Source organism: Mesorhizobium sp. USDA 4132, assembly GCF_056279545.1.
In genome coordinates, this window is the sequence record NZ_JBWCCP010000001.1 from 1353796 (window position 1) to 1375133 (window position 21338).

The following is a 21338-nucleotide window of genomic DNA, read 5'->3' on the forward strand; positions in this document are numbered from 1 at the left end:
ATTGTTTCTGTGTCTTGAACGTCTGCGGTTAGTTCGGGCGGTTCGCGCCGTCGAAATAGTCGCCGCTGTTGACGTCTGCCTTCTGGGCTTCGGCCTTCTGACCGATACTGCCGGTCTGGACCTGGTCGGTCGTGGCGGAAACCTTGGAAGCGCCTTCGTAATAATCGCCTTCAGCGAGGGCGACGGAGGCGAAGGAAGCCGAAGCGATAAGGGCTGCGGCGATAGCGGAAGTGATCTTGGTCATGATGTTAGTCCCTTCAGAGTGTTCCGCGGCTCATGAGTTTGCGACCTGGCCTGCGGATTGTTGTTTCTGTGTCTTGAACGTCTGCGGTTAGTTCGGGCGGTTTGCGCCGTCGAAATAGTCGCCGCTGTTGACGTCTGCCTTCTGGGCTTCGGCCTTCTGACCGATGCTGCCGGTCTGGACCTGGTCGGTCGTGGCGGAAGCCTTGGAGGCGCCTTCGTAATAATCGCCTTCAGCGAGGGCGACGGAGGCGAAGGAAGCCGAAGCGATGAGGGCTGCGGCAATTGCGGAAGTGACCTTGGTCATTGTGATAGTCCCTTCAGAGTGTTCCGCGGCTCATGAGTTTGCGACCTGGCCTGCGGATTGTTGTTTCGGTGTTTTGAATGAGCTGCGGTTAGTTCGGGCGGTTTGCGCCTTCATAATAGTCGCCGCGGCCGATCGGAGCCTGGATCTGGTTGGCAGCCTGTTGATCCTTCGCAATGCTGCCGGTCTGAACATGGTCGACAGTCGCGGAGGCCTTGGAGGCGCCTTCATAATAGTCGCCTTCAGCGAGGGCGACGGAAGCGAAAGAAGCCGAAGCGATAAGGGCTGCGGCGAATGCGGAAGTGATCTTGGTCATTGTCTTTATCCTTGGAGTATGTTCGGTTCGGTCTTGGGTCGAACCAGAGTGAATTTCTGTTTGCGATGCTGATATCGGACCGATCGGTTCGATCCGAAAGCCCCACTTTTGGCGACTGTTGTCAACGAAACGTTGACAGCCAAAATCGGCTTTTAAAAATGCACGTTAAAAGTGCTAAGCAAGCTAATTTTTTTGAGATTGCCGTAAATAAACCGATTAAGTTACAATTTGGTAAGATAATTATCGATTAATATCAATGCCATAGATAGGTCGGACAGAATTTGCATCGCCTGCGTGTGTGTTTTGGCAGAATAAGGCTTTTTTGGGACTTTTGTGCGGCGTAAATTGCGTTCAAGGCCTATTCAAGCTTTTCACAAAACTGTGACATCCAAAAATCCGCCGGACTTGGTGGTCAAATCCGATGCCGTTTCCGTGATCATGCTGCCTTTTGTTGGTGCGGCGCAGCAAAAAAATCAGGCAGTCCTTGACGTCGCGAGACGAAAAATGGCCGCGGCCTTTGTCGGCGCGACCATTTCTGCACTTCTTATATAAGGAATATGGGCGGGCCGACCTTAGAGGCGTGTCCAGGTTTGCGATTTGCAAAAGATCGCGAGGACGCACCCCCTCATCTTCAGCGAATTGCCGCTGACCGAGCCGGAACCGCTATAGGTCTTATCGTCCGCCGGGTCGGTGATCTCGCCGCTATATTCGCCGTCCTTGCCGGAGAGCTTGCCGATCTGCTTGCCGGAATGTTTGCCGGTCTTCAGCGTCACGCAATAGGCGGTGTCGCATTTGCCGATCGCTGCGGTCTCGCCGCTGGCGGTTTTCCAATTGCCTTCGATCGGCTCGGCGGCCTGGGCCCCAGCTGCGGCAAGTGTCAGCGCGGCAGCAAGCATCAGTCTGCGCATCATGATTGTTTCCTCCTTTGCTTCCGCCGTCAGACCTTCTCAAGCGATAGACGGCGCGGTTTCCTCCAATTCGCACCCTTTGCGCGAACCCGGTTCGAAATTTATCTTACCCGTACGTAAAGATAAATATCGGATTGGCTTGGAAAACGGGGGATTTACAGCCTCGGGGAGGCCCGGGTTTTCCACAGGTCCATCGATGCGACCCGGATTCGTAGTTAGCAATCAGTTTAAATCGTTTTCTAAATTTTTCGTAAAAATCTCTGCAAATTCCTTAAAATGCAAGGCATCCCATGTTTAACAAAAAGCCAAGTTTACCAAGCGTTTGTACTTTGTTTTCGTTGAATTAATCATGCTTTTTAGGCGTCTTTTGGAAGGTTGGGCGCATAGTGAAGTCATCAAACGAGCGGGAAAAACCGCCGGCCGGAAGGATCGAAACAGCCGCTTTAAGACGGCGATCCGGACGGAGCCCGAAAGGGCAAAAACAGGGCAGACGACGAACAACAGGCTTTAACAGGGATCAAACCGATGGCACGCTTTGAAATGAACAATTCCGGAATGGCCACCATGGGTGGCGAAACCCGCGCCGACACTTTCTGCGAAATGGGTCTGATGTATGCGACCGGCCGTGGTTGCGACGTCGATCTCGTTTCCGCTCACAAATGGCTTAACATCGCCGCGATCAAGGGCTCCGACCGCGCCGCCGAACTGCGCGCCGACCTGGCCCAGACGATGAGCAAGATGCAGCTGGCCGCAGCCCTTCGCGCCGCTCGCGAATGGATGACCATGCACTGAGCTCCTCGAGGGAGCGCTGTGGTCGAAGAATTTGACCGGCCCCGCAAGAGGGCCGGCGGGAGAACAATCCAAAAGACATCAACCCAAAAGGGGATCGGGAGACAGGGCGGTCGGGTCTGGACGGGGACGACGCCTGAAATTGAGACCGCGACCGGCAGGAACAAGGCCGGCGCGGTCATTTTCTTTTGGCCTATAAGCTCTTCAGCACCTTCGGCAGCGCTTCTTCAAGCAACGCCATATCCGGCTCCGGTCCCGTGCTCACGCGGATGCAGCGGTTGAGCGGTGCGACACCCGGCATGCGGATGAAAACCCCGTGCTCCATCAGCCCATCGACGATCGAGCGCGCATAGGCGCCGTCGCGACCGCAGTCGATCGCCACGAAATTGGTGGCAGACGCCAGCGGCTTCAGGCCATTGGTTTCAGCGATGGCGGCGATCCGTTCCCGCGAGGCCTTGATCTGTCCGATCACTTGGGAGAGGTAGGCCTGGTCTTTCAGCGCCGCGAGCGCCGAGGCGACGCCGATCCTGTTCATGCCGAAATGATTGCAGATCTTGTCGAAGGCCTCAGCCGTGCCGGGCGTTGAGATCGCATAACCCACCCGCGAGCCGGCCATGCCATAGGCCTTCGAGAAGGTTCGAGTGCGGATGATGTTCGGCCGGTCGATCAGGGCGGCGATATCGGGCGTCGCGCCGGCTGGCCCCGTCTCGCAATAGGCCTCGTCGAGAATCATCAGACAGGTTTCCGGCAGCGCCTTGGCAAACGCGACGATGCTGTCGGCATCCCACCAGCTTCCCATCGGATTGTCGGGATTGGCGAAATAGACGAGTGGCGCGTTTTCGCGGCGAACGGCTTCCATCAGCCCATCGAGATGCTCGCGGTCGCCGACATAAGGCACCGTCACCAGCCGGCCGCCGTGGCCTGCGACATGGAAGTTGAAGGTCGGATAGGCACCGAAGGAGGTGACGACCGGCATGCCTGGCTCGATCACCATCCGGACGATCAGCCCGAGCAGGCTATCAATGCCTTCGCCGACCGCAATATTGTTGACCTGACAGCCCAGATGCGCCGCAAGCGCCTGCTTGAGCTCGAAATTTTCCGGATCCGCATATTTCCAGGTGCTTGCGGCCGCTGCGCCGATCGCCTCGATGACGGAAGGCGCCGGTCCGAAACCGTTTTCATTGGCGCCGATGCGGGCCTTGACCATGAGGCCGCGATTGCGCTCGATGGCTTCGGGGCCGACGAAGGGGACGCTGGCGGGAAGGGCGCTGATCAGCGGTGTGAAGCGCGAGAATGCAGGCATGGATTTCAGTTCCGGTTCTCTAAAACCGGCACACAATAAGATCGATTCATCGGTAAGCAAGTCTGCTTGCTGCCGATTGCGCCCTCTCGCCGATGAATCTTCTCTCGTGGCCTTTGAAAAGCGCTCCAAGGCCTTCGATCACCTGGCGCACCTCCGGCCGGTGCCGGTCGTCGTCATTGGCGACGATCCACATCGTATAGGTGAGTTCTTCGATGATGCCGCCCTCGCGCACCAGGCCAGGGACCTCATCGCCGATGAAGCATGGCAGCACGCCGCGCCCGTTGCCGCCGGCAATCAGCCGCAGCAGCAGTTCCGGCGAATTAGTCCAGGTGCGGATATCGCCCTCGTGATGCTGAAACACCCATTTGTCGGCCAGCGAATGGGAGCTTTCGGTGCCGATCGAAACCCAAGGCGTGGTCTCGTCTTCGGCAAGGCTATACGCTCTATATATACAGTGTGCGACAGTGACCGATCGGCGGATCGCCACATTGCCGGATTCGGGCCTTCGGCCGACAATCCCGACATCCGCCTCGCGATAGGTGAAATCGAGCCCCTTGTGCAGCGACTTGCAGCAGAGCCGGAACCGGTCCTCCTTGCCCCTGATCTCGGACGTATGATCGCTGACGAAACCGGAAAGCCAGGCGTCGGCGCCAATCGAGACGATCGGCAGCGCGAAGGCCTGCGCCTTCCAGTCGGCGATGCTGTCGGCCGTCTTCTGCATGGCACGGACATGTTCGAGCAGCGTCTCTCCGTCGGGCGCCAGCCGATAACCCTGCTGGCTGCGCACGAAAAGGGTCCGGCCCGTCGTCCGTTCCAGCGCCAGCATCCGCCGGCCGATCGTCGGCGCGCTGAGGCCCGTGCGGGCGGCGGCGCCACTCAAGGCACCTTCGCTTGCCACATGCAGGAACAGTTTGAGATCATCCCAGCCCGCGTCTGTCATGCGAGACACCTTAATTGTTTCACCGGCGATCGTCCCATCGTTCATGGATGAAAAACGGCGTTCGCCGGCGCGTCTACAAGCCGTGCCGCAAACCACTAGCTCGATGGCATCACATCATAGATGGAGTGACTGCCATGTTTCTCAACCGGGTGAGGTTTTGGAGACAACTGAACAAGGAGAAGAACGGGCGCTGCCGGAACGGGCCGCGGGATCCGCTCGCCGATCCTCTGGAGGGCGCCGAGTGGCACGGGCTGTTGTGGGCGGTGCCGCTTTTGTCACGGCTGACGAACGGCAACCACAAGCGACAGGAGAGGAACGCCCTCCGGTCGCGAGACTATCAGCCGGTCAGTGGCTGGTCTCGAAGTTCAGCCGGATCACGTGATGCAGAAATTCGGCATCGATCAGCATGTTGAAGCCGACGGTGACTTTCTCTTCCTCGCGGCGGATCACCGTGCAGCCGATGTCGTCATGGATGCCGAGGATCTCGAGGAAGAAGTTGTTGGGCACCGGTAGGTGTGGGCTGACCTCGAGTTCCGCGCCGTGAAGCGAAATGCTGCGGATCAGGCAGCGGAAACTCGTCTTGGTGCTGAGATGATGCCCGACGAAGATGATCTTGCCGGGCCGATCGATCGAGAACTTCTCGAAAGCGTGCTCGCGTGAGCCGTCTGTTTTTGGGTCGTGGTCCATGTTCAAGGGCATGACACCCTCCTGTTGCGCTCCTAGGATGTGACTATATTCCTCGTCCGCTGACACATTCTGAAACGGAATGGTAAAATGCGACGGATAGCGGGAATATCGTCAAAAATCCGGCGTTTAAGTGCCGCGGAGGCGGTTTTTCCCTTTCGTGTGGGACAGCTGTGAACTCAAAGCCTGTAATCGGCCATGTCGCGTTGTTGACGGGCCGGTGTCGCGGGGATACCCCTTGCGGTCGGATGAGTGGTGCTATCAACGAAACCATGATCGGCGTGGGGAGCGAGACGTGACGGGCAGGTTGGTGATTATTGGCGCGGGCCAGGCGGGTTTCGCGCTCGCCGCAAAACTCCGGGCACTGAAGGATGCACGGCCGATCACGATCATCGGTTCGGAAAACGTGATTCCCTACCAGCGCCCGCCGCTCTCCAAGAAATATCTGCTCGGTGAAATGGAATTCGAGCGGCTGACCTTCCGGCCTGAAAGCTGGTTTGCCGAGAACGACGTCGAGCTTCTGCTCTCGACTTATGTCGAAGAGATCGACCGCAAGGCAAAGTCCGTCCGCATGCAGGATGGCGCGGTCATCGAATACGACACCCTGGCGCTCGCCACCGGCTCGACGCCGCGCACGCTGCCGGCAAGTGTCGGCGGCGATCTCGACGGCGTCTTCACCGTTCGCGACAAGCGTGATGCAGACCTGCTCGCAGGCGAGATGAAGCCGGGCCGCCGGCTCCTTATTATAGGCGGCGGTTATATCGGCCTCGAAGCCGCCGCCGTCGCCCGCCATCTCGGCCTTGAAGTGACGCTGATCGAAATGGCCGACCGCATCCTCCAGCGCGTCGCTGCAAAAGAGACCGCCGACGTGATGCGCACCATCCACGACAGCCACGGCGTGGTCATCCGCGAAAAGACCGGCCTGCATCGGCTGATCGGCGGAGGCGGTCCGGAAGGGAATCACGTGCGCGCCGCCGAGCTTTCCGACGGCAGCACGATCGAGGTCGATTTCGTCATAGTCGGCATCGGCGTCAAGCCGAACGACGAACTGGCGCAGGAATGCGGCCTCGAAGTCGGCAACGGCGTGATTGTCGACGAATTCGCCCGCACCTCCGATCCCTCGATTTTCGCCATGGGCGACTGCGCCATGCTGCCCTGGAAGGGCAAGCGCATCCGTCTCGAATCGGTGCAGAACGCCGTCGACCAGGCGGAAGCCGCCGCAGCGATCCTTGCCGGCGGCTCCGCGCCCTACGACGCAAAGCCCTGGTTCTGGTCCGACCAATACGACGTCAAGCTGCAGATCGCCGGTTTCAACCTCGGTTACGACGAGACGCTGGTGCGCAAGGGCGTCCGCGAGGGCAGCCTGTCGATCTGGTATTTCCGCGAGAGGCGGTTCATTGCCGTCGACGCGATCAACGATGCCAAGGCTTATGTGAGCGGCAAGAAGCTGCTCGACGCCGGCATCGAACCGAGCCGCGCCATCCTCGCCGATCCCACCGCCGACCTGAAACAGCTCCTCGCCTGAAGGGAAACGCCATGCCGTCTCCGAAGAATCACTTCAAGGCGGCGTTGAAGGCCCGCCTGCCGCAGATCGGCCTCTGGCTGAACATGGGCGAGGCGCTGACCGCCGAGATCGCCGGCCATGCCGGTTTCGACTGGCTGGTGATCGACGGCGAACACGGTCCCAACGACCTGCGCAGCATTCTGGCGCAATTACAGGCGCTTGCCACCTCGCCCTCGGAAGTGGTCGTGCGGCCGCCGATCGGCGAGACCTGGGTCATCAAGCAGATGCTCGACATCGGCGCCCGCACGCTGCTGGTGCCGATGGTTGATTCGGCCGAGCAGGCGAGGGAACTGGTGCGCGCCGTGCGTTATCCGCCGCGCGGTGTGCGCGGCGTTGGTGCCGCCGTCGCCCGCGCCTCCGCCTTCAACTCCATTCCCGATTATGCCGAGACGGCCGCCGACGAAATCTGCCTGATTGTCCAGGCCGAAACCATGGCCTCGATCCGCGACCTCGAAAACATTGCAGCCGTGGACGGTGTTGACGGCGTGTTCATCGGCCCGGCCGACCTTTCCGCCGACATGGGCTATCTCGGCCGCATGGAGGCGCCGGAAGTCCAGGAAGTGATCGAGAAGGCGATCGGCACGATCGTGAAGTCCGGCAAGGCGGCCGGCATCCTCACCTTCAGCGAATCCCTGAACCGCCATTATCTCGATCTGGGCGCAAGCTTCGTGGCGGTTGGCGCCGACGTCACCGAGTTTTCCGGCGCGTTGCGATCGCTTGCGGGCCGCTACGGTCGCGGTGGCGGGATCGGCAAGCAGCGTTCGGGCTACTGAGAATCACCGAAGCGGCAAGAATGGAATCACTTGTTGCGATTCGTGTGTCGTGACCGGTGGGAATCGCATGACATTTCCATAAAAGACCTTGCCATCGATATCGTTTCCCAATAATCAGGCCCGACCGGAGAGGTGGCCGAGTGGTCGAAGGCGCTCCCCTGCTAAGGGAGTATACCCGAGAGGGTATCGTGGGTTCGAATCCCATCTTCTCCGCCATTCCAGGCTCCAAGCGCCCGCCCAACTCCGAATCCAAATCCCATTCTGATCGACCGCTGCCAGCCGCTCGCACGGCCGTGCACTTGCGCCGCCTGATCGGGTGAGGTGATTCCCTTCCGAGGCCTCTCCGCGGCGCTAAGTGGCTGCCGGATAAGCCCTTTCTTAACAAAGCGTAAAATACCACCTAAGGCAGTCCCCGGCTTTGTGTCCTTTCGGCAACAGACTTCTGGGAAGCGGGTACCGGAATGGCGTCCGGTTGAAGTTCCAGATTGCATGACCCTCCCCGTCTTGTATTTTCAAATCCGGAAGCGAGGCGGTGGATCGTCCTTCTTCTAGCAATCGACGGGGATGGGGCAGGGAACGCTGTCCTTCAGCCAAAAGAACCCAGACCCATACGAAACTTTGACTGGAGGTCAAAAATGAACATCAAGAGCCTTCTTCTCGGCTCCGCTGCTGCCCTCGCAGCAGTCTCCGGCGCTCAGGCAGCTGACGCCATCGTAGCTGCTGAACCGGAGCCCATGGAATACGTTCGCGTTTGCGACGCTTTCGGCACCGGCTACTTCTACATCCCGGGCACGGAAACCTGCCTCAAGATCGGCGGTTATGTCCGTTTCCAGGTTGATGCTGGTCAGGACACGAACTCCTTCAACGACTCGGACTGGGATTCTTTCAGCCGCGTCCAGCTCGACTTCACCGCGAAGTCTGACACCGAACTTGGTACGCTGACCTCGGTTGCTTCGGTTCGTTTCGAAGCTAACCAGGACGTTGGTTACACGTCCAACGGCAGCGCCGGTGGCACCTACATCAATGAAGCCTACATCCAGCTCGGCGGCTTCAAGGTTGGTCGTTACTACAACCCTTGGGATAAGGGCATCAACGGCGAATCCGATTGGAACTCTGCTGGCCAGACCCGTATGCAGTCTGTCGGTTACTTCTACACGGGCAGCGCTTTCACCGCCGGTGTTCAGGTTGACGAACTGTCGCGTCTCAAGGGCCTTGGTAGCCAGGACGTCGGTATCGAAGCTATCGTCACTGCCAAGTTCGGCGCTGTAGCGTTCGACCTTCTCGGTGCTTATGACTTCGCCGCTGAAAATGGCGCAGTCCGCGCTCTCATCTCGGCTCCAGTCGGTCCGGGCACCTTCCAGGCTCTCGCCATCTGGTCGAGCGGTGTGGGTGATGCGAACTTCGATAACGCTTACTACGCACGTGGTGAATGGGCTCTCGCTGCTTCGTACGCCTTCAAGGTCTCCGACAAGCTGACGATCACCCCCGGTGGTACGTATGTCTGGAACTCCCAGGTTGATTCCAGTGGCGATTTCGGTGGCGACGAAGCCTACCGCGTTGGTCTGACGGTCGACTACACGATCGTTCCGGGCTTCACTGCAAAGCTCACTGCGAACTACAATCAGACGCAGGCTGACGGTGCGACGGTGCGTGAAAACAAGTTCTGGGATGGCTTCGTCCGTCTCGATCGCACGTTCTAATCATAATGGAACTCCCCCGGTTCGCCGGGGGAGTTTTTTATAAATGGCTGGCCTCTATGCAGGGCCTCCATATGGGGAGTTGATACCGGGGGATGGGGCTGCTTATGCGGCCTTTACGCGTTTGATCAATTTTCGATCGGGCGCGAACTAGCATTCAGAGAAATTGACTGGAGGTCAAAAGAATGAACATTAAGAGCCTTCTTCTCGGTTCTGCAGCGGCTCTCGCGGCAGTTTCCGGTGCTCAGGCTGCCGACGCCATCGTCGCTGCCGAACCGGAGCCTATGGAATACGTTCGCGTCTGCGACGCGTTTGGCACTGGTTACTTCTACATCCCGGGCACGGAAACCTGCCTCAAGGTCGGCGGTTATGTCCGTTTCGAAGTCGGCTTTAGCAATGGCGAGAACGCCTTTAACGGCGCTGACTGGGATTCGTACAGCCGCGCTCAGCTTGACTTCACGGCCAAGAGCGACACGGAACTCGGTACGCTGACCTCGGTCGCTTCGGTTCGTTTCGAAGCCAACCAGGATGTTGGCTACACGTCCAACGGCAGCGCCGGTGGCACCTACATCAATGAAGCCTACATCCAGCTCGGCGGTTTCCGCGTCGGCCGTTGGCTGAACTGGTGGGATGCCAACGACCTTCCGGGCGAAGCGGACAACCTCGGTTCGAACCGTCTGCAGTCGATCTCCTACACCTATACCGGCTCTGCCTTCACGGCTGGCGTTCAGGTTGACGAACTGTCGCGCCCTGCTGGCCTTGGCGGTCAGAACGTCGGTGTCGAAGCTGTCATCCAGGCTGCAATCGGCCCGGCCAAGCTCGAACTGCTTGGTTCTTATGACTTCGGTGCCGAAGAAGGCGCTATCCGTGCGATCGGCTCGGTGGCCGTTGGTCCGGGCACCTTCTACCTCTCCGGTGTCTGGTCTTCGGGTGACAATGCCTACTACGGCGTAACCGATACCGCCGCTGGTGAAGCAGCTGTGGCCGTTGCCTACTCCTTCAAGGCGACCGACAAGCTCGAAATCATTCCGGAAGCCCAGTACACCTGGAACACGGAGCTGACGGCTGATGGCGAGTTCACCGGTGCCGACACCTGGACCGCCGGTGCAACCATCAACTACCAAATCGTCGAAGGCTTCGCAGCCAAGGTTGCCGTCAACTACTTCAAGGTCGAAGACGGCGCCGACCAGGTTCGCGGTATCGTCCGCCTGCAGCGCGACTTCTAATCTGACTTGATCAGGTTGAATTTGAAAGCCCGGCCTCGTGCCGGGCTTTTTGCATTGAGGAACTTCTGGATCTAACAGCATGGCCGGCCGCAATGAGCCCCAGTGTCGCCTGGAAGACGCGATCGTCTGTTGTTCAAAGGAAGAGAAGAGTGATCTCGGCCAAGCCGCAGCCTTCTACTGCCGCCCGAATCGCAGATCCGCATCGATATCCGCCTTCTGCCCGAGCCTCGTCTTGTAAACCTGATAGTTCTCCATCACCCGCTGCACGTAGTTTCGGGTTTCGGGGAAGGGGATGCGCTCGATCCAGTCGACCACCTCATCGAGGGACTTGCCGCGCGGGTCGCCATAGCGGGTGATCCATTCGGGCACCCGTTTCGGCCCGGCATTATAGGCGATGAAGGTCAGGATGTAGGAGCCGCCGAACGTATCGATCTGTTCGCCGAGATAATGGGCGCCGAGTGTCGCGTTGTAGCCCGCATCCGTGGTCAGCCGCGCGGCCGCGTAGGTGAGGCCGTGGCGCTTGGCGACGCCCTGCGCCGTGCCGGGCAGGATCTGTAAGAGGCCGCGGGCATTGGCGGGCGAAACCGCACCCGGGTTGAAGGCGCTTTCCTGCCGGGCGATCGCATAGGCGAGCGCCTTGCCGGAACCTTCGATATCGGCGCCGGCAGGGATGACGCCGACCGGGAAGGCGAGTGCGGCCACATCGATGCCACGGCCGAAGGCTGTCTTGCCGATCTGCAGCGACAGGGCGTGATTGTCTTCCGATTCTGCCCTGGCGGCGAGGATCGCCAGTTCCCCGGGACTGGTCATTTCTTCCGCCAGCGCGCGATAGAGCACCGCGGCGCGCTTGCCGTGGCCGGCATCTTCGAGCCTTGCGATCGCCCGGACGGCTTCGCGGCTTTCGAAATTCCGGCGGTCAGCCCCGCTCGGGTTCGGATAGGTGACGTCGAGCGACTTGAGGTCCAGCCGCGCGGCGGCCAGCTGGCCGTAGAACGTGCTGGAGAAATGCGCCGCCTTGGAGAAGAACTCCTTGGTACTGCCCGGACCTCCGTCTTCGGCGGCGCGGCCGAGCCAGTAGAGGGCGCGCGAAGCGGACAACGGCTTGTTCGAAGTGTCGAGGATCTTGCGGAAGTGCTTTTCGGCAGTTTCCGGTTCATGCAGCGCCCGCAGCGCATACCAGCCCGCGTGGAATTCCGCATCGACGATATCGGTGGAGGAGGCGGCGACATAATTGGCCGCGGTCCGGTAGGCGAGCTTGAACTCGCCCTGGTCGGCAAGACCGCGCGCCACGATACGCCGCTCGTTCCACCATTCCGTCGTATTGACCAGTTTTGCCGCGTCGCGCGGTGCCTTTTCGAGCAGGTCCGCCGCATCCTGGTATTTGTCCTGGCGGCGAAGATATTCGACACGGGCGAAGAGATAACCCGCATCGTCCTTCAGCGAGCTGTCGACGCCGGTGAGCAGCGCCTCTGCATTCTTGGCATTGCCGATGACCGCAGCCCAGGCCTTGTAGAGCGATTGCGCCTTGCCGAGATCGCCAAATCGCTTGGCCTGCGCTGCGCGCCCCTTGTACATCAGGAAGTCCATGCGCGCCTTATGGTCGGCGGCGGTGAAAAGCGCCGAGAACTCGGCGAGGATCTTGTCCTCGGTCGGCTTGTCGAGTGTGTCGGTGAGCCAGATCTGCTGCAGCGGACGGGCAGCCTCCGCCTGTTTGCCGGAGGCGACGAGCGCGCGGGCGAGGATGATCGTGCCCTCGGTGGTTTCCGGCCGGGTCGCGCCGAAGGCCGCGAGGACGGTCGGGGCAGGCGGGTTTTCACGATAAAGCGCGCGTTCGGAGTTGGCGCGCAGGCCCTTCAGCCCCGGCCAGCCCTTCAACTCCGTCTGGGCCGCCGCGATCTCGCCCGACGGCACGCCCGGCGCGCCGGATGTGGCGATAGCCCAGGTAAGGATATGCCGGTCGAGCGAACCTTCGGCGAGACCATTCCGCGTGGCAAGGGCGGCGGCGATGTCGTTGCCTGCAAGTGCGTCGAGCCCGGCTTTCAACTGCGGGGCAACGACCAGCGGATCGGTTCTCGGGATCGTGCCGGTGACGTCAGGCACGGGAGTTGTAACAGGCGCAGGCATCGCGGCGGGCATGGTGATCGCGACCGGGTTTTCGGGCTTCACATAGGGCAGCGGTGCCATGCTCTCGGGAAGCGATGCGGCAAATGCATGCATGCCCACAGCGCCGAGCCCCAGTGCTGCGAGGATCAGAACAGGCCTGTACATCCGGTAACTCGCGAAAATATGTCGTCCCCTTATTAGCCGCCAGCCACATTAACGAAAGCTTACCACGTTTATGAAAATGCGCGGTTTCTTATATGAGATTCCATATGAAATCCCTGGCACTTGCGCTTGTCGTCGCTTTCCCGCCGCTTTATGGTGCGCGACCTGAGAGGCTTTCGGGAAAAGATCGGCTGCGTCGCTGCCCGTCCAAGTGTCCTGAACGTCCCTCATAGTCATGGATTGCGGCAGCAGAATGAACGTTGCCGGCTGGGAGTATTGCATGTTCAAGGGATCGATGCCCGCCCTGGTTACCCCGTTCACGGCCGATGGCGCAGTGGACGAGCAGGCTTTTGCCGCGCATGTGGATTGGCAGATCGTCGAAGGCAGCAGCGGAGTGGTGCCGGTCGGCACCACCGGTGAATCGCCGACGCTCAGCCATGACGAGCACAAGCGCGTCGTGGAACTCTGTATCGAAGTTGCCAAAAAGCGGGTTCCCGTGATCGCCGGCGCCGGCTCCAACAACACGCGTGAAGCCGTCGAGCTGGCCGTGCATGCCGAAAAGGCAGGCGCCGACGCCGTCCTCGTCGTGACGCCCTATTACAACAAGCCGACCCAGAAGGGCCTGATCGCGCATTTCTCGGCGATCGCGCAAGCGACAAAGCTGCCGATCATCATCTACAACATCCCGCCGCGTTCGGTCATCGACATGTCGCCGGAAACGATGGGCGCACTCGCGAAGGCGCACCGGAATATCGTCGGCGTCAAGGATGCGACCGGCAAGATCGAGCGTGTCTCGGAACAGCGCATCACCTGCGGCAATGATTTCGTGCAGCTCTCGGGGGAGGACGCGACAGCGCTCGGCTTCAACGCCCATGGCGGCGTCGGCTGCATCTCGGTGACGGCCAATGTCGCGCCGCGCCTCTGTGCGGAATTCCAGGCGGCGACGCTTGCCGGCGATTACGCCAAGGCGCTCGAATACCAGGACCGCCTGATGCCGCTGCACAAGGCGATCTTCCTGGAACCCGGCCTCTGCGGCGCCAAATACGGCCTCCACAGGACCCGCGGCATGAACCGCACGGTCCGCTCGCCGCTGGTCTCGACGCTGGAGCCGGCGACCGAGGCGGCGATCGACTCCGCGCTACGCCATGCCGGGCTGCTGAACTGAGAGACGTCAGCGCTCGCCGCTTCACTTTCGGCATCCGCCGCATTACATAGTTCTAGGAACCCCGCTCATCGCCCATGGGCGGGGATTTGTTTTCGAATAAGAAGGGCGGAACGGAAGTTAGTCCCATGGCCCCCAAAGGCAGCCAGCGCACGGTCAACAAGATTGTCGCGGAGAACCGCAAGGCCCGCTACAACTATGAAATCCTGGATACCTATGAGGCCGGCCTGGTCCTGACCGGAACCGAGGTCAAGGCGTTGCGCGAAGGCAAGGCCAACATTGCCGAATCCTACGCATCGGACGAGGGCAACGAAATTTGGCTGATCAACTCGCATCTGCCGGAATACCTGCAGGCCAACCGTTTCAATCACGAACCGCGCCGCCGCCGCAAGCTTCTCCTGTCGAAGCGCGAGATCAACCGCCTGCGCGTCGGCATCAATCGTGAGGGCATGACGCTGGTGCCGCTGAAGATCTATTTCAACGAAAAGGGCCGCGCCAAGCTCGAACTCGCGCTCGCCAAGGGCAAAAAGCTGCACGACAAGCGCGAGACCGAGAAGGAACGCGACTGGAACCGCCAGAAGTCGCGGCTTCTGAAGTCGAACTGATCAACCGCGCAGCTCCCGCCGAAGCCATTTTCGCCGTATATCGATCGTGAACTTCCCTGCCTCCCGGCCGTTAAGGGAGACACCAGGGAGTTCTCGTGCGGAAGACAAATTATCCGGATATCATCATCGATGCGATCGAGCGGCGGCGGATCATCGAACTCCGCTACAAGGACGTAAAGCGCAGGGTGCGGCCGCATATCCTCGGTTATGTCGGCGAGGGCGCTCTTGCCCTCAGCGCCTGGCAGATTGCCGGAACGGGTACCGGGTGGCGTCTGTTTCATGTCGACGATATCAGCGATCTGACCGAAACCGATGCGGGCTTTCGCAGCCCTGCGCGCGGATATAATCCCAACGATCCCGCCTTTTCGCGGATCATCGAGCGACTGTAAAAATCCCGCCCTAGGAACAAAATCCACCTTCGCCCGTTCGTTTTTCATCTCTGAGCGCGAGCGGGCAATGGGCAACGGGGCAATGACGCGAAAGAAAATCCTCACCTATGGCATGCTGGTGATCGGCGTCAGTGCCGCCGGTTATCTCCTGTATCACACCTTTCGCGAATACTCGGTCTCCGACATCGTCGAATCCGTCCGCGCCATCCCCACCTTCAACCTCCTGATGGCACTCCTTTTTGCCTTCGGTTCCTATCTCTGCCTCTCGGGCTTCGATTGGGCCGGCGTGCGTTATGTGAAGAACGACCTCGCCTATCCAAAGATCGGGCTTGCCTCGTTCATCGCGCTGTCGATCGGCCAGAGCGTCGGTCTTGCGGGCTTGAGCAGCGGCGCGCTACGCTACCGCTATTATGCGCATTGGGGCATGAGCGCCGAGGACGTGGCGAAGATCGTTCTGCTGTCGGGCGTTACCGTCGGTATCGGCATGGCCGTGCTGTCGGGCATCGTTATGGTCATCAATCCGAAGGATGCCGCTTCGGTGTTGGGCCTGAGCGAAACCGTGATCATCGCGATCGGTTTTGCCTGCCTTGCCGCCACAGCCGGTTACCTGGCGCTCGCCGCCTTCGTCCGCACGCCGCTCAAAATCCGCGCATGGACCTTCGAGATGCCGACGCTGAAGATCGCTATAGCCCAAGTGGTGATCGGCACGATCAATTTCGCAATGGTCTCCGCCTGCCTGCGCGAGGTCATGGGCGCCACGGCGGATGTCAGCTATCTCAAGGCGGCGACCGCCTTCGTGCTCGCCAACCTGGCGATATTGATCACCCACGCCCCGGGCGGTCTTGGCGTGCTGGAAGCGACTGTTCGCCACGTCATGGGGGACCAGGCCTCGATCGGCTCGCTGGTCGCCTTCCGGGTCATCTATTTCTTTATCCCGTTCTTCATCGGCCTGCCGCTGTCCTTGATCATCGAGGCGATCTTCCGCGCCAACAAGATAAAGCGCCAGTCGCAATCGGGGCTTCAGCTGTCCGAGCCGGCATCGACGTGAGATTGGTGGGCGCCGCCACCCCCCTCTGCCCTGCCGGGCATCTCCCCCTCAAGGGGGGAGGTCGGCTGGCGGCGTGCTCACGGCTCTCTCTGAGGTCTCACCCTCTGCCACGAAACTTTGGGAGCGGCGGTCATCCCACTTGTAATCTCCCTCCTTGTGGGGGAGATGCCCGGCAGGGCAGAGGGGGGTCGCATCCGCAATACCGCGAACGTAGCTAGCTGTTCCTCACCGTCATCCGCCGCTCATGCTCCAGCAGCCAGCGCTTGCGCCACAGTCCGCCGCCATAACCGGTGAGGCTGCCGTCGGCGCCGATCAGCCGGTGGCAGGGAATGACGATGGCGATCTGGTTGGCGCCGTTGGCGCCCGCCACCGCGCGGGTGGAGGAGGGGAGGTTGAGTTCGGCGGCGACCGCCCCATAGGTCGTGGACACCCCGGCCGGGATTGCCCGCAATGCCTCCCAGACCTGCCGCTGGAACGGCGATCCGTGCCCGGCAATCCGCGTCTTGAATCCCCGGTCCTCGCCGGCGAAATAGGCCTTCAGTTCCGCCTCGATCTGATCGATCGGCGGATGGCGCCCCATGACGATGCCACTACCGGTAAATTTTTGCAGCTTCGTGATTTCCGCCGGCAGCGCCTTGCGCTCGGCGAATTCGAGGAGATGCAGGCAGTGCTGGTCGGCGATCGCCATCATCGGTCCGATCGGCGTCTCGATCCAATCGGCCCTGAGCAGCACCTTGTTACGCAGGTTGGCGGGGGCCGCACCGAACAGCTTCGTCACGGCGCTACGAAAGCCGCTGCCGGATTCGTAACCGGCATCGAGCTGCGCATCGAGAACGCTTGCGCCGTCCTTCAGTGTTTCTGCCGCCTTGCCCATACGCCTGAGCCTGGCGATCTCGAGAAAACTCATGCCGAACTGCCGCTTGAAGGCACGCCGTGCGGTGGACGGATCGATGCCGAGGGAAACGACATCATCCTCGCTCCAGCGGCGAAAAGGTTCGGTATCGAGCGCCGTCAGCAAGCGCGTCACCATCGGATCCGCCTCGCCGAGTTTCAGCATCGGCCGGCAGCGGCTGCAGGGTCTGAAGCCGGCCTCAAGGCATTCGGCGATCGTCTCAAAGAAACTGGTGTTTTCGCGCTTCGGCTTGCGGGCCGGGCAGGTCAGGCGGCAGAAAATGCCGGTCGTCTTCACCGCAGCCCAAGCAAAGCCTTCATAGGAGGCGTCGCGGGCGACCAGTGCATCGTAGAGAAGATCGTCGGAAGGGCGTTCGAAAAGCATGAAGCCTTTCTAGCCCAGAACGAAAAACGGCGCCGCCGAAAAACGGGCGCCTATTCTTCTTTTGATATGCCGGATGGCGATCCGGGCAAAGGGCCGGATCAGAGATCGGCGGCTTCGGCCGATTCCGCCGGACGGGCCGGGCGTTCGGACGGATCGCGACCGACTTCGGCCTTCAGCGACACCAGGTCGATGAAGTGGTCGGCCTGACGGCGCAGGTCGTCTGCGATCATCGGCGGTTGGGTGGCCATGGTCGAAACCACGGAAACCTTGCGGCCCTTGCGCTGCAACGCCTCGACGAGTGTGGTGAAGTCGCCGTCTCCGGAAAACAGCACCAGATGGTCGACGGTTTCCGACTGCTCCATGGCATCGATTGCAAGTTCGATGTCCATGTTACCCTTGATCTTGCGGCGGCCCATGCTGTCGGTAAATTCCTTAGCCGGCTTGGTGACGACCTTGTATCCGTTGTAGTCGAGCCAGTCGATCAGCGGGCGGATGGAGGAATATTCCTGGTCCTCGATCAGGGCGGTGTAATAATAGGCGCGAAGAAGATAACCGCGCTTTTGAAAGGCCTTCAGCAATTTCCGGTAATCGATGTCGAAACCGAGGCTTTTCGAAGCAGCGTAAAGATTTGCGCCGTCTATGAAGAGAGCAATCTTCTCCCTTGGGTCAAACATATGGTCTCCATCCCCTTTTCTTATGAACCTGCTTGGCAGGTGGAGGCCTGGTCAATATAAGCCGAGCCAAATCTCCGGAATAATCCACTACATTACGAACTATTCATATAACTGTCATTTATGGCACGATTCGCAATAATCCAAGCAGCTTGGGGTTGAATTTCGCCGGCACCCCCAGAAGGCGTGGCCTCACTTGCCGAAAGTCAATTATCAGGAAAAACTTGAATTTGCCGCGCAATGCCTGTATCGGGCGTATCAATTCCGAAAATCACTGATCAAAGGACAGGCAATGGCCCGTGTCACAGTAGAAGATTGCATTGACAAAGTCGACAACCGGTTCGAACTGGTCCTGCTCGCGAGCCACCGCGCCCGCCAGATTTCGCAGGGTGCTTCGATCACCATCGACCGCGACAATGACAAGAATCCTGTCGTCGCTCTTCGCGAAATCGCCGATGAGACGCTTTCGCCAGACGACCTCAAGGAAGACCTTATCCATTCGCTGCAGAAGCATGTCGAAGTCGACGAGCCCGAGCCCGATCCGGCTTCCCTGATCGCTGCCGGCGGCGTTGCCGTCGCCTCCGATCGCGACGAGGAAGACGACGCTCCGGAGACCGTCACCTTCGACCAGATGTCGGAAGAGGAACTGCTCGCCGGCATCGAAGGCCTCGTGCCGCCGGAAAAGAGCGACGATTACTAAGCGAAACACCCGCTTAGCAAGTTTTCGTTCATTCTCTCGCCCTAATCTGCTTGAATGTTTTATGATGGCTGCGCCAACCTTTCCGGTTGGCGCGCCATTTTCTTTTCGTCCGGTGCCCATTCGCAGGCACTGAAGCGGTATCGAGGACATTTTTCAGGATGATGCGGCAATACGAGCTCGTGGAGCGGGTTCAGAAATACAAACCCGAAGCCAACGAAGCTCTGCTCAACAAAGCCTATGTCTATGCCATGCAGAAGCATGGTCAGCAGAAGCGCGCCAGCGGCGACCCCTATATTTCCCACCCGCTCGAAGTCGCCGCCATCCTCACCGACATGCATCTCGACGAATCGACGATCGCGGTTGCCCTGCTGCACGACACGATCGAGGATACCACCGCCACCCGCGCCGAGATCGACGAACTGTTCGGCGAGGATATCGGCCGGCTGGTCGAGGGCCTCACCAAGCTGAAACGCCTCGACCTCGTCTCCAAGAAAGCCAAGCAGGCGGAAAACCTGCGCAAGCTGCTGCTTGCCATTTCCGACGACGTGCGCGTCCTTCTCGTCAAGCTCGCCGACCGGCTGCACAACATGCGCACGCTCGAGCACATGAAGGCCGAGCAGAAGGCGCGCATTTCCGAAGAGACCATGGACATCTATGCGCCGCTTGCCGGCCGCATGGGCATGCAGGACATGCGCGACGAGCTGGAGGAACTGTCCTTCCGCTACATGAATCCGGAGGCCTACGACACCGTTACCCAGAGGCTGGCCGATCTCGAAGCCCGCAACGAGGGCCTGATCAAGAAGATCGAGGACGAACTGCGTGAGTTGCTGATCGCCAACGGCCTCAAGGACGCCTTCGTCAAGGGCCGCCAGAAGAAGCCTTATTCGGTGTTTCGCAAGATGCAGTCGAAGTCGCTCTCCTTTGAGCAGCTTTCGGACGTCTACGGTTTCCGCATCGTCGTCGGCGACATCCCATCCTGCTACCGCGCGCTTGGCATCGTCCATACGCGCTGGCGCGTCGTGCCCGGTCGTTTCAAGGATTATATCTCCAACCCGAAGCAGAACGACTACCGCTCGATCCACACCACCATCGTCGGTCCGTCCCGCCAGCGCATCGAGCTGCAGATCCGCACCCAGCTGATGCAGGAAATCGCCGAATACGGGATCGCCGCGCATGCGCTCTACAAGGACGGCAGGGGCGGGGAGCTGCTGCCGAAGGAATCCAACGCCTATTCCTGGCTGCGGCACACGATCGAGTCGCTGGCCGAGGGCGACAATCCGGAAGAATTCCTGGAACATACCAAGCTCGAGCTGTTCCAGGACCAGGTCTTCTGTTTCACGCCGAAGGGCAAGCTGATCGCGCTGCCGCGCGGCGCCACGCCGATCGACTTCGCCTACGCGGTCCACACCAATATCGGCAACACCACGGTCGGCGCCAAGATCAACGGTCGCATCATGCCGCTGGTGACGAGGCTCAACAATGGCGACGAGGTGGAGATCATCCGCTCCGGCGTGCAGGTTCCCCCCGCTGCCTGGGAGGAGATCGTCGTCACCGGCAAGGCGCGTTCGGCAATCCGCCGCGCCACGCGGATGGCGATCCGCAAGCAATATGCCGGCCTCGGTCACCGCATCCTGGAGCGCACCTTCGAGCGCGCCGGCAAGGTCTTCACCCGCGAAACGCTCAAGCCGGCGCTGCATCGACTGGCCCACAAGGATGTCGAGGATGCGATCGCCGCGGTCGGACGGGGCGAACTCTCGTCGCTCGACGTGCTGCGCGCCGTCTTCCCGGATTACAAGGACGAGCGTGTGACAGTGAAGCCAGCCGCCGACGACGGCTGGTTCAACATGCGCAGCGCCTCGGGCATGATCTTCAAACTGCCGAACCAGCGGCGCGTCTCGCCGGAGGAAGTCGAAGCCGGCCCGGATCCGCTGCCGATCCGCGGTCTTTCGGGCAATCTCCAGGTACGCTTCGCGCCGAGCGGCGCAGTACCGGGCGACCGCATCGTCGGCATCATGGAAAAGGATACGGGCATCACCATCTACCCGATCCAGGCGTCTGCCCTGCAGCGGTTCGACGATCAGCCCGAACGCTGGATCGACGTGCGCTGGGATCTGGACGAGGCCAACAAGTCCCGCTTCCTTGCCCGCATCGAGGTCAACACGCTGAACGAGCCGGGCACGCTTGCAACCGTCACCCAGACGATCGCCCATCTCGACATCAACATCCGCACGCTGACCATGGGCAGCAACCGCGCGGCCGATTTTTCCGAGATCACCATGGAAGTCGAGGTCTGGGACCTGCGGCAGCTGAACCAGCTGTTGAGCCAGCTGAAGGATCTCGACTGCGTGGCGAACGTCAAACGGGTGTATGACTGAGAGACCGTTTGAAAAGGGGCCGTAGGTTCGAGGTTGCCCTCATTCAAGCTTCTGATGTGGAAACGGCCGATTCAGCGCGGATGGCTGTCGGTATTGGTGTGCC

At 60.4% G+C, this 21338-nt stretch carries 21 protein-coding genes and 1 tRNA gene; 12 read left to right on the forward strand and 10 right to left on the reverse strand.

Annotated features, from left to right (window positions below; translation table 11 throughout):
- Positions 1-28 precede the first annotated feature (28 nt).
- From ACZ9IU_RS07070 to ACZ9IU_RS07085, 4 genes are all read right to left on the reverse strand, one after another.
- A complete protein-coding gene (locus ACZ9IU_RS07070; RefSeq protein WP_247036779.1) occupies positions 29-244 on the reverse strand; it encodes a hypothetical protein in 216 nt (71 codons plus the stop codon).
- An 87-nt stretch (positions 245-331) separates the two neighbouring features.
- Complete coding sequence (locus ACZ9IU_RS07075; RefSeq protein WP_038541429.1) at positions 332-547, reverse strand: hypothetical protein; 216 nt, start codon at positions 545-547, stop codon at positions 332-334.
- Between the two features lie 88 nt (positions 548-635).
- Positions 636-860: a hypothetical protein gene (locus tag ACZ9IU_RS07080; protein ID WP_038541431.1), complete on the reverse strand. Its 225-nt coding sequence runs from the start codon at positions 858-860 to the stop codon at positions 636-638.
- Between the two features lie 572 nt (positions 861-1432).
- On the reverse strand, positions 1433-1771 hold the full coding sequence (locus tag ACZ9IU_RS07085; protein ID WP_038541434.1) for a DUF2147 domain-containing protein: 339 nt from the start codon (positions 1769-1771) through the stop codon (positions 1433-1435).
- A gap of 522 nt (positions 1772-2293) precedes the next feature.
- Between ACZ9IU_RS07085 and ACZ9IU_RS07090 the strand changes: the two genes are divergently transcribed.
- Positions 2294-2560, forward strand: coding sequence for a sel1 repeat family protein (locus ACZ9IU_RS07090; RefSeq protein ID WP_007758903.1), 267 nt, complete (start codon positions 2294-2296; stop codon positions 2558-2560).
- Between the two features lie 190 nt (positions 2561-2750).
- Here the strand turns inward: ACZ9IU_RS07090 and ACZ9IU_RS07095 are convergent, their stop codons facing one another.
- The 3 genes from ACZ9IU_RS07095 to ACZ9IU_RS07105 form a co-directional block, all read right to left on the reverse strand.
- A complete protein-coding gene (locus tag ACZ9IU_RS07095) occupies positions 2751-3860 on the reverse strand; it encodes a pyridoxal phosphate-dependent aminotransferase (RefSeq protein WP_038541441.1) in 1110 nt (369 codons plus the stop codon).
- A gap of 46 nt (positions 3861-3906) precedes the next feature.
- The gene (locus tag ACZ9IU_RS07100) at positions 3907-4800 is read right to left on the reverse strand and encodes a LysR family transcriptional regulator (protein ID WP_038548970.1); all 894 of its coding nucleotides are present in this window, start codon (positions 4798-4800) and stop codon (positions 3907-3909) included.
- A 345-nt stretch (positions 4801-5145) separates the two neighbouring features.
- Positions 5146-5499 carry a PilZ domain-containing protein gene (locus tag ACZ9IU_RS07105; protein ID WP_038541444.1) on the reverse strand — a complete coding sequence of 118 codons (354 nt, stop codon included), beginning with the start codon at positions 5497-5499 and terminating at the stop codon, positions 5146-5148.
- A gap of 280 nt (positions 5500-5779) precedes the next feature.
- Here ACZ9IU_RS07105 and ACZ9IU_RS07110 point away from each other — a divergent pair, with 280 nt between their 5' ends.
- The 5 genes from ACZ9IU_RS07110 (at position 5780) to ACZ9IU_RS07130 (ending at position 10744) form a co-directional block, all read left to right on the forward strand.
- Positions 5780-7009 carry an NAD(P)/FAD-dependent oxidoreductase gene (locus ACZ9IU_RS07110; protein ID WP_038541446.1) on the forward strand — a complete coding sequence of 410 codons (1230 nt, stop codon included), beginning with the start codon at positions 5780-5782 and terminating at the stop codon, positions 7007-7009.
- 11 nt (positions 7010-7020) lie between these two features.
- Complete coding sequence (locus ACZ9IU_RS07115; RefSeq protein WP_038541449.1) at positions 7021-7821, forward strand: aldolase/citrate lyase family protein; 801 nt, start codon at positions 7021-7023, stop codon at positions 7819-7821.
- 126 nt (positions 7822-7947) lie between these two features.
- A tRNA-Ser gene (locus ACZ9IU_RS07120) sits at positions 7948-8037 on the forward strand.
- Between the two features lie 419 nt (positions 8038-8456).
- Positions 8457-9521 carry a porin gene (locus ACZ9IU_RS07125; protein ID WP_038541450.1) on the forward strand — a complete coding sequence of 355 codons (1065 nt, stop codon included), beginning with the start codon at positions 8457-8459 and terminating at the stop codon, positions 9519-9521.
- A gap of 182 nt (positions 9522-9703) precedes the next feature.
- A complete protein-coding gene (locus ACZ9IU_RS07130; RefSeq protein ID WP_038541453.1) occupies positions 9704-10744 on the forward strand; it encodes a porin in 1041 nt (346 codons plus the stop codon).
- 174 nt (positions 10745-10918) lie between these two features.
- On the opposite strand, the gene ACZ9IU_RS07135 is transcribed toward ACZ9IU_RS07130, so the two are convergent.
- On the reverse strand, positions 10919-13012 hold the full coding sequence (locus ACZ9IU_RS07135) for a lytic transglycosylase domain-containing protein (RefSeq protein WP_038541456.1): 2094 nt from the start codon (positions 13010-13012) through the stop codon (positions 10919-10921).
- A gap of 277 nt (positions 13013-13289) precedes the next feature.
- On the opposite strand from ACZ9IU_RS07135, the gene dapA reads away from it, so the two are divergent.
- From dapA to ACZ9IU_RS07155, 4 genes are all read left to right on the forward strand, one after another.
- Positions 13290-14174 (forward strand): 4-hydroxy-tetrahydrodipicolinate synthase, encoded by an 885-nt coding sequence (gene dapA, locus ACZ9IU_RS07140; protein ID WP_038541459.1) that lies wholly within the window; start codon positions 13290-13292, stop codon positions 14172-14174.
- A 125-nt stretch (positions 14175-14299) separates the two neighbouring features.
- Positions 14300-14776 (forward strand): SsrA-binding protein SmpB, encoded by a 477-nt coding sequence (smpB, locus tag ACZ9IU_RS07145; protein ID WP_038541461.1) that lies wholly within the window; start codon positions 14300-14302, stop codon positions 14774-14776.
- A 95-nt stretch (positions 14777-14871) separates the two neighbouring features.
- A complete protein-coding gene (locus ACZ9IU_RS07150; RefSeq protein WP_051899675.1) occupies positions 14872-15165 on the forward strand; it encodes a WYL domain-containing protein in 294 nt (97 codons plus the stop codon).
- 82 nt (positions 15166-15247) lie between these two features.
- Positions 15248-16213 (forward strand): lysylphosphatidylglycerol synthase transmembrane domain-containing protein, encoded by a 966-nt coding sequence (locus ACZ9IU_RS07155; RefSeq protein WP_038548975.1) that lies wholly within the window; start codon positions 15248-15250, stop codon positions 16211-16213.
- Positions 16214-16427: 214 nt separating this feature from the next.
- Here the strand turns inward: ACZ9IU_RS07155 and ACZ9IU_RS07160 are convergent, their stop codons facing one another.
- Both ACZ9IU_RS07160 and ACZ9IU_RS07165 read right to left on the reverse strand, forming a co-directional pair.
- Positions 16428-17489, reverse strand: a complete 1062-nt coding sequence (locus ACZ9IU_RS07160; RefSeq protein WP_038541464.1) for a bifunctional transcriptional activator/DNA repair enzyme AdaA — start codon at positions 17487-17489, stop codon at positions 16428-16430.
- Between the two features lie 98 nt (positions 17490-17587).
- The gene (locus tag ACZ9IU_RS07165; protein WP_007774007.1) at positions 17588-18163 is read right to left on the reverse strand and encodes a LabA-like NYN domain-containing protein; all 576 of its coding nucleotides are present in this window, start codon (positions 18161-18163) and stop codon (positions 17588-17590) included.
- Between the two features lie 289 nt (positions 18164-18452).
- Between ACZ9IU_RS07165 and rpoZ the strand changes: the two genes are divergently transcribed.
- Complete coding sequence (gene rpoZ, locus ACZ9IU_RS07170; RefSeq protein WP_037080919.1) at positions 18453-18860, forward strand: DNA-directed RNA polymerase subunit omega; 408 nt, start codon at positions 18453-18455, stop codon at positions 18858-18860.
- 158 nt (positions 18861-19018) lie between these two features.
- Entirely contained in the window at positions 19019-21235 is a 2217-nt protein-coding gene (locus tag ACZ9IU_RS07175) for a RelA/SpoT family protein (RefSeq protein WP_038541471.1), read from the forward strand.
- Positions 21236-21338 lie beyond the last annotated feature (103 nt).

Bases quoted from the DNA above. Each gene is read 5' to 3' on its own strand.
- ACZ9IU_RS07085 (WP_038541434.1), bottom strand. From the start codon at position 1,771: ATGATGCGCAGACTGATGCTTGCTGCCGCGCTGACACTTGCCGCAGCT.
- ACZ9IU_RS07115 (WP_038541449.1), top strand. From the start codon at position 7,021: ATGCCGTCTCCGAAGAATCACTTCAAGGCGGCGTTGAAGGCCCGCCTG.
- ACZ9IU_RS07155 (WP_038548975.1), top strand. From the start codon at position 15,248: ATGACGCGAAAGAAAATCCTCACCTATGGCATGCTGGTGATCGGCGTC.
- ACZ9IU_RS07100 (WP_038548970.1), bottom strand. From the start codon at position 4,800: ATGACAGACGCGGGCTGGGATGATCTCAAACTGTTCCTGCATGTGGCA.
- ACZ9IU_RS07090 (WP_007758903.1), top strand. From the start codon at position 2,294: ATGGCACGCTTTGAAATGAACAATTCCGGAATGGCCACCATGGGTGGC.
- ACZ9IU_RS07160 (WP_038541464.1), bottom strand. From the start codon at position 17,489: ATGCTTTTCGAACGCCCTTCCGACGATCTTCTCTACGATGCACTGGTC.
- ACZ9IU_RS07095 (WP_038541441.1), bottom strand. From the start codon at position 3,860: ATGCCTGCATTCTCGCGCTTCACACCGCTGATCAGCGCCCTTCCCGCC.
- ACZ9IU_RS07080 (WP_038541431.1), bottom strand. From the start codon at position 860: ATGACCAAGATCACTTCCGCATTCGCCGCAGCCCTTATCGCTTCGGCT.
- ACZ9IU_RS07175 (WP_038541471.1), top strand. From the start codon at position 19,019: ATGATGCGGCAATACGAGCTCGTGGAGCGGGTTCAGAAATACAAACCC.
- ACZ9IU_RS07165 (WP_007774007.1), bottom strand. From the start codon at position 18,163: ATGTTTGACCCAAGGGAGAAGATTGCTCTCTTCATAGACGGCGCAAAT.
- ACZ9IU_RS07135 (WP_038541456.1), bottom strand. From the start codon at position 13,012: ATGTACAGGCCTGTTCTGATCCTCGCAGCACTGGGGCTCGGCGCTGTG.
- ACZ9IU_RS07070 (WP_247036779.1), bottom strand. From the start codon at position 244: ATGACCAAGATCACTTCCGCTATCGCCGCAGCCCTTATCGCTTCGGCT.
- ACZ9IU_RS07130 (WP_038541453.1), top strand. From the start codon at position 9,704: ATGAACATTAAGAGCCTTCTTCTCGGTTCTGCAGCGGCTCTCGCGGCA.
- ACZ9IU_RS07075 (WP_038541429.1), bottom strand. From the start codon at position 547: ATGACCAAGGTCACTTCCGCAATTGCCGCAGCCCTCATCGCTTCGGCT.
- smpB (WP_038541461.1), top strand. From the start codon at position 14,300: ATGGCCCCCAAAGGCAGCCAGCGCACGGTCAACAAGATTGTCGCGGAG.
- dapA (WP_038541459.1), top strand. From the start codon at position 13,290: ATGTTCAAGGGATCGATGCCCGCCCTGGTTACCCCGTTCACGGCCGAT.
- ACZ9IU_RS07105 (WP_038541444.1), bottom strand. From the start codon at position 5,499: ATGCCCTTGAACATGGACCACGACCCAAAAACAGACGGCTCACGCGAG.
- rpoZ (WP_037080919.1), top strand. From the start codon at position 18,453: ATGGCCCGTGTCACAGTAGAAGATTGCATTGACAAAGTCGACAACCGG.
- ACZ9IU_RS07125 (WP_038541450.1), top strand. From the start codon at position 8,457: ATGAACATCAAGAGCCTTCTTCTCGGCTCCGCTGCTGCCCTCGCAGCA.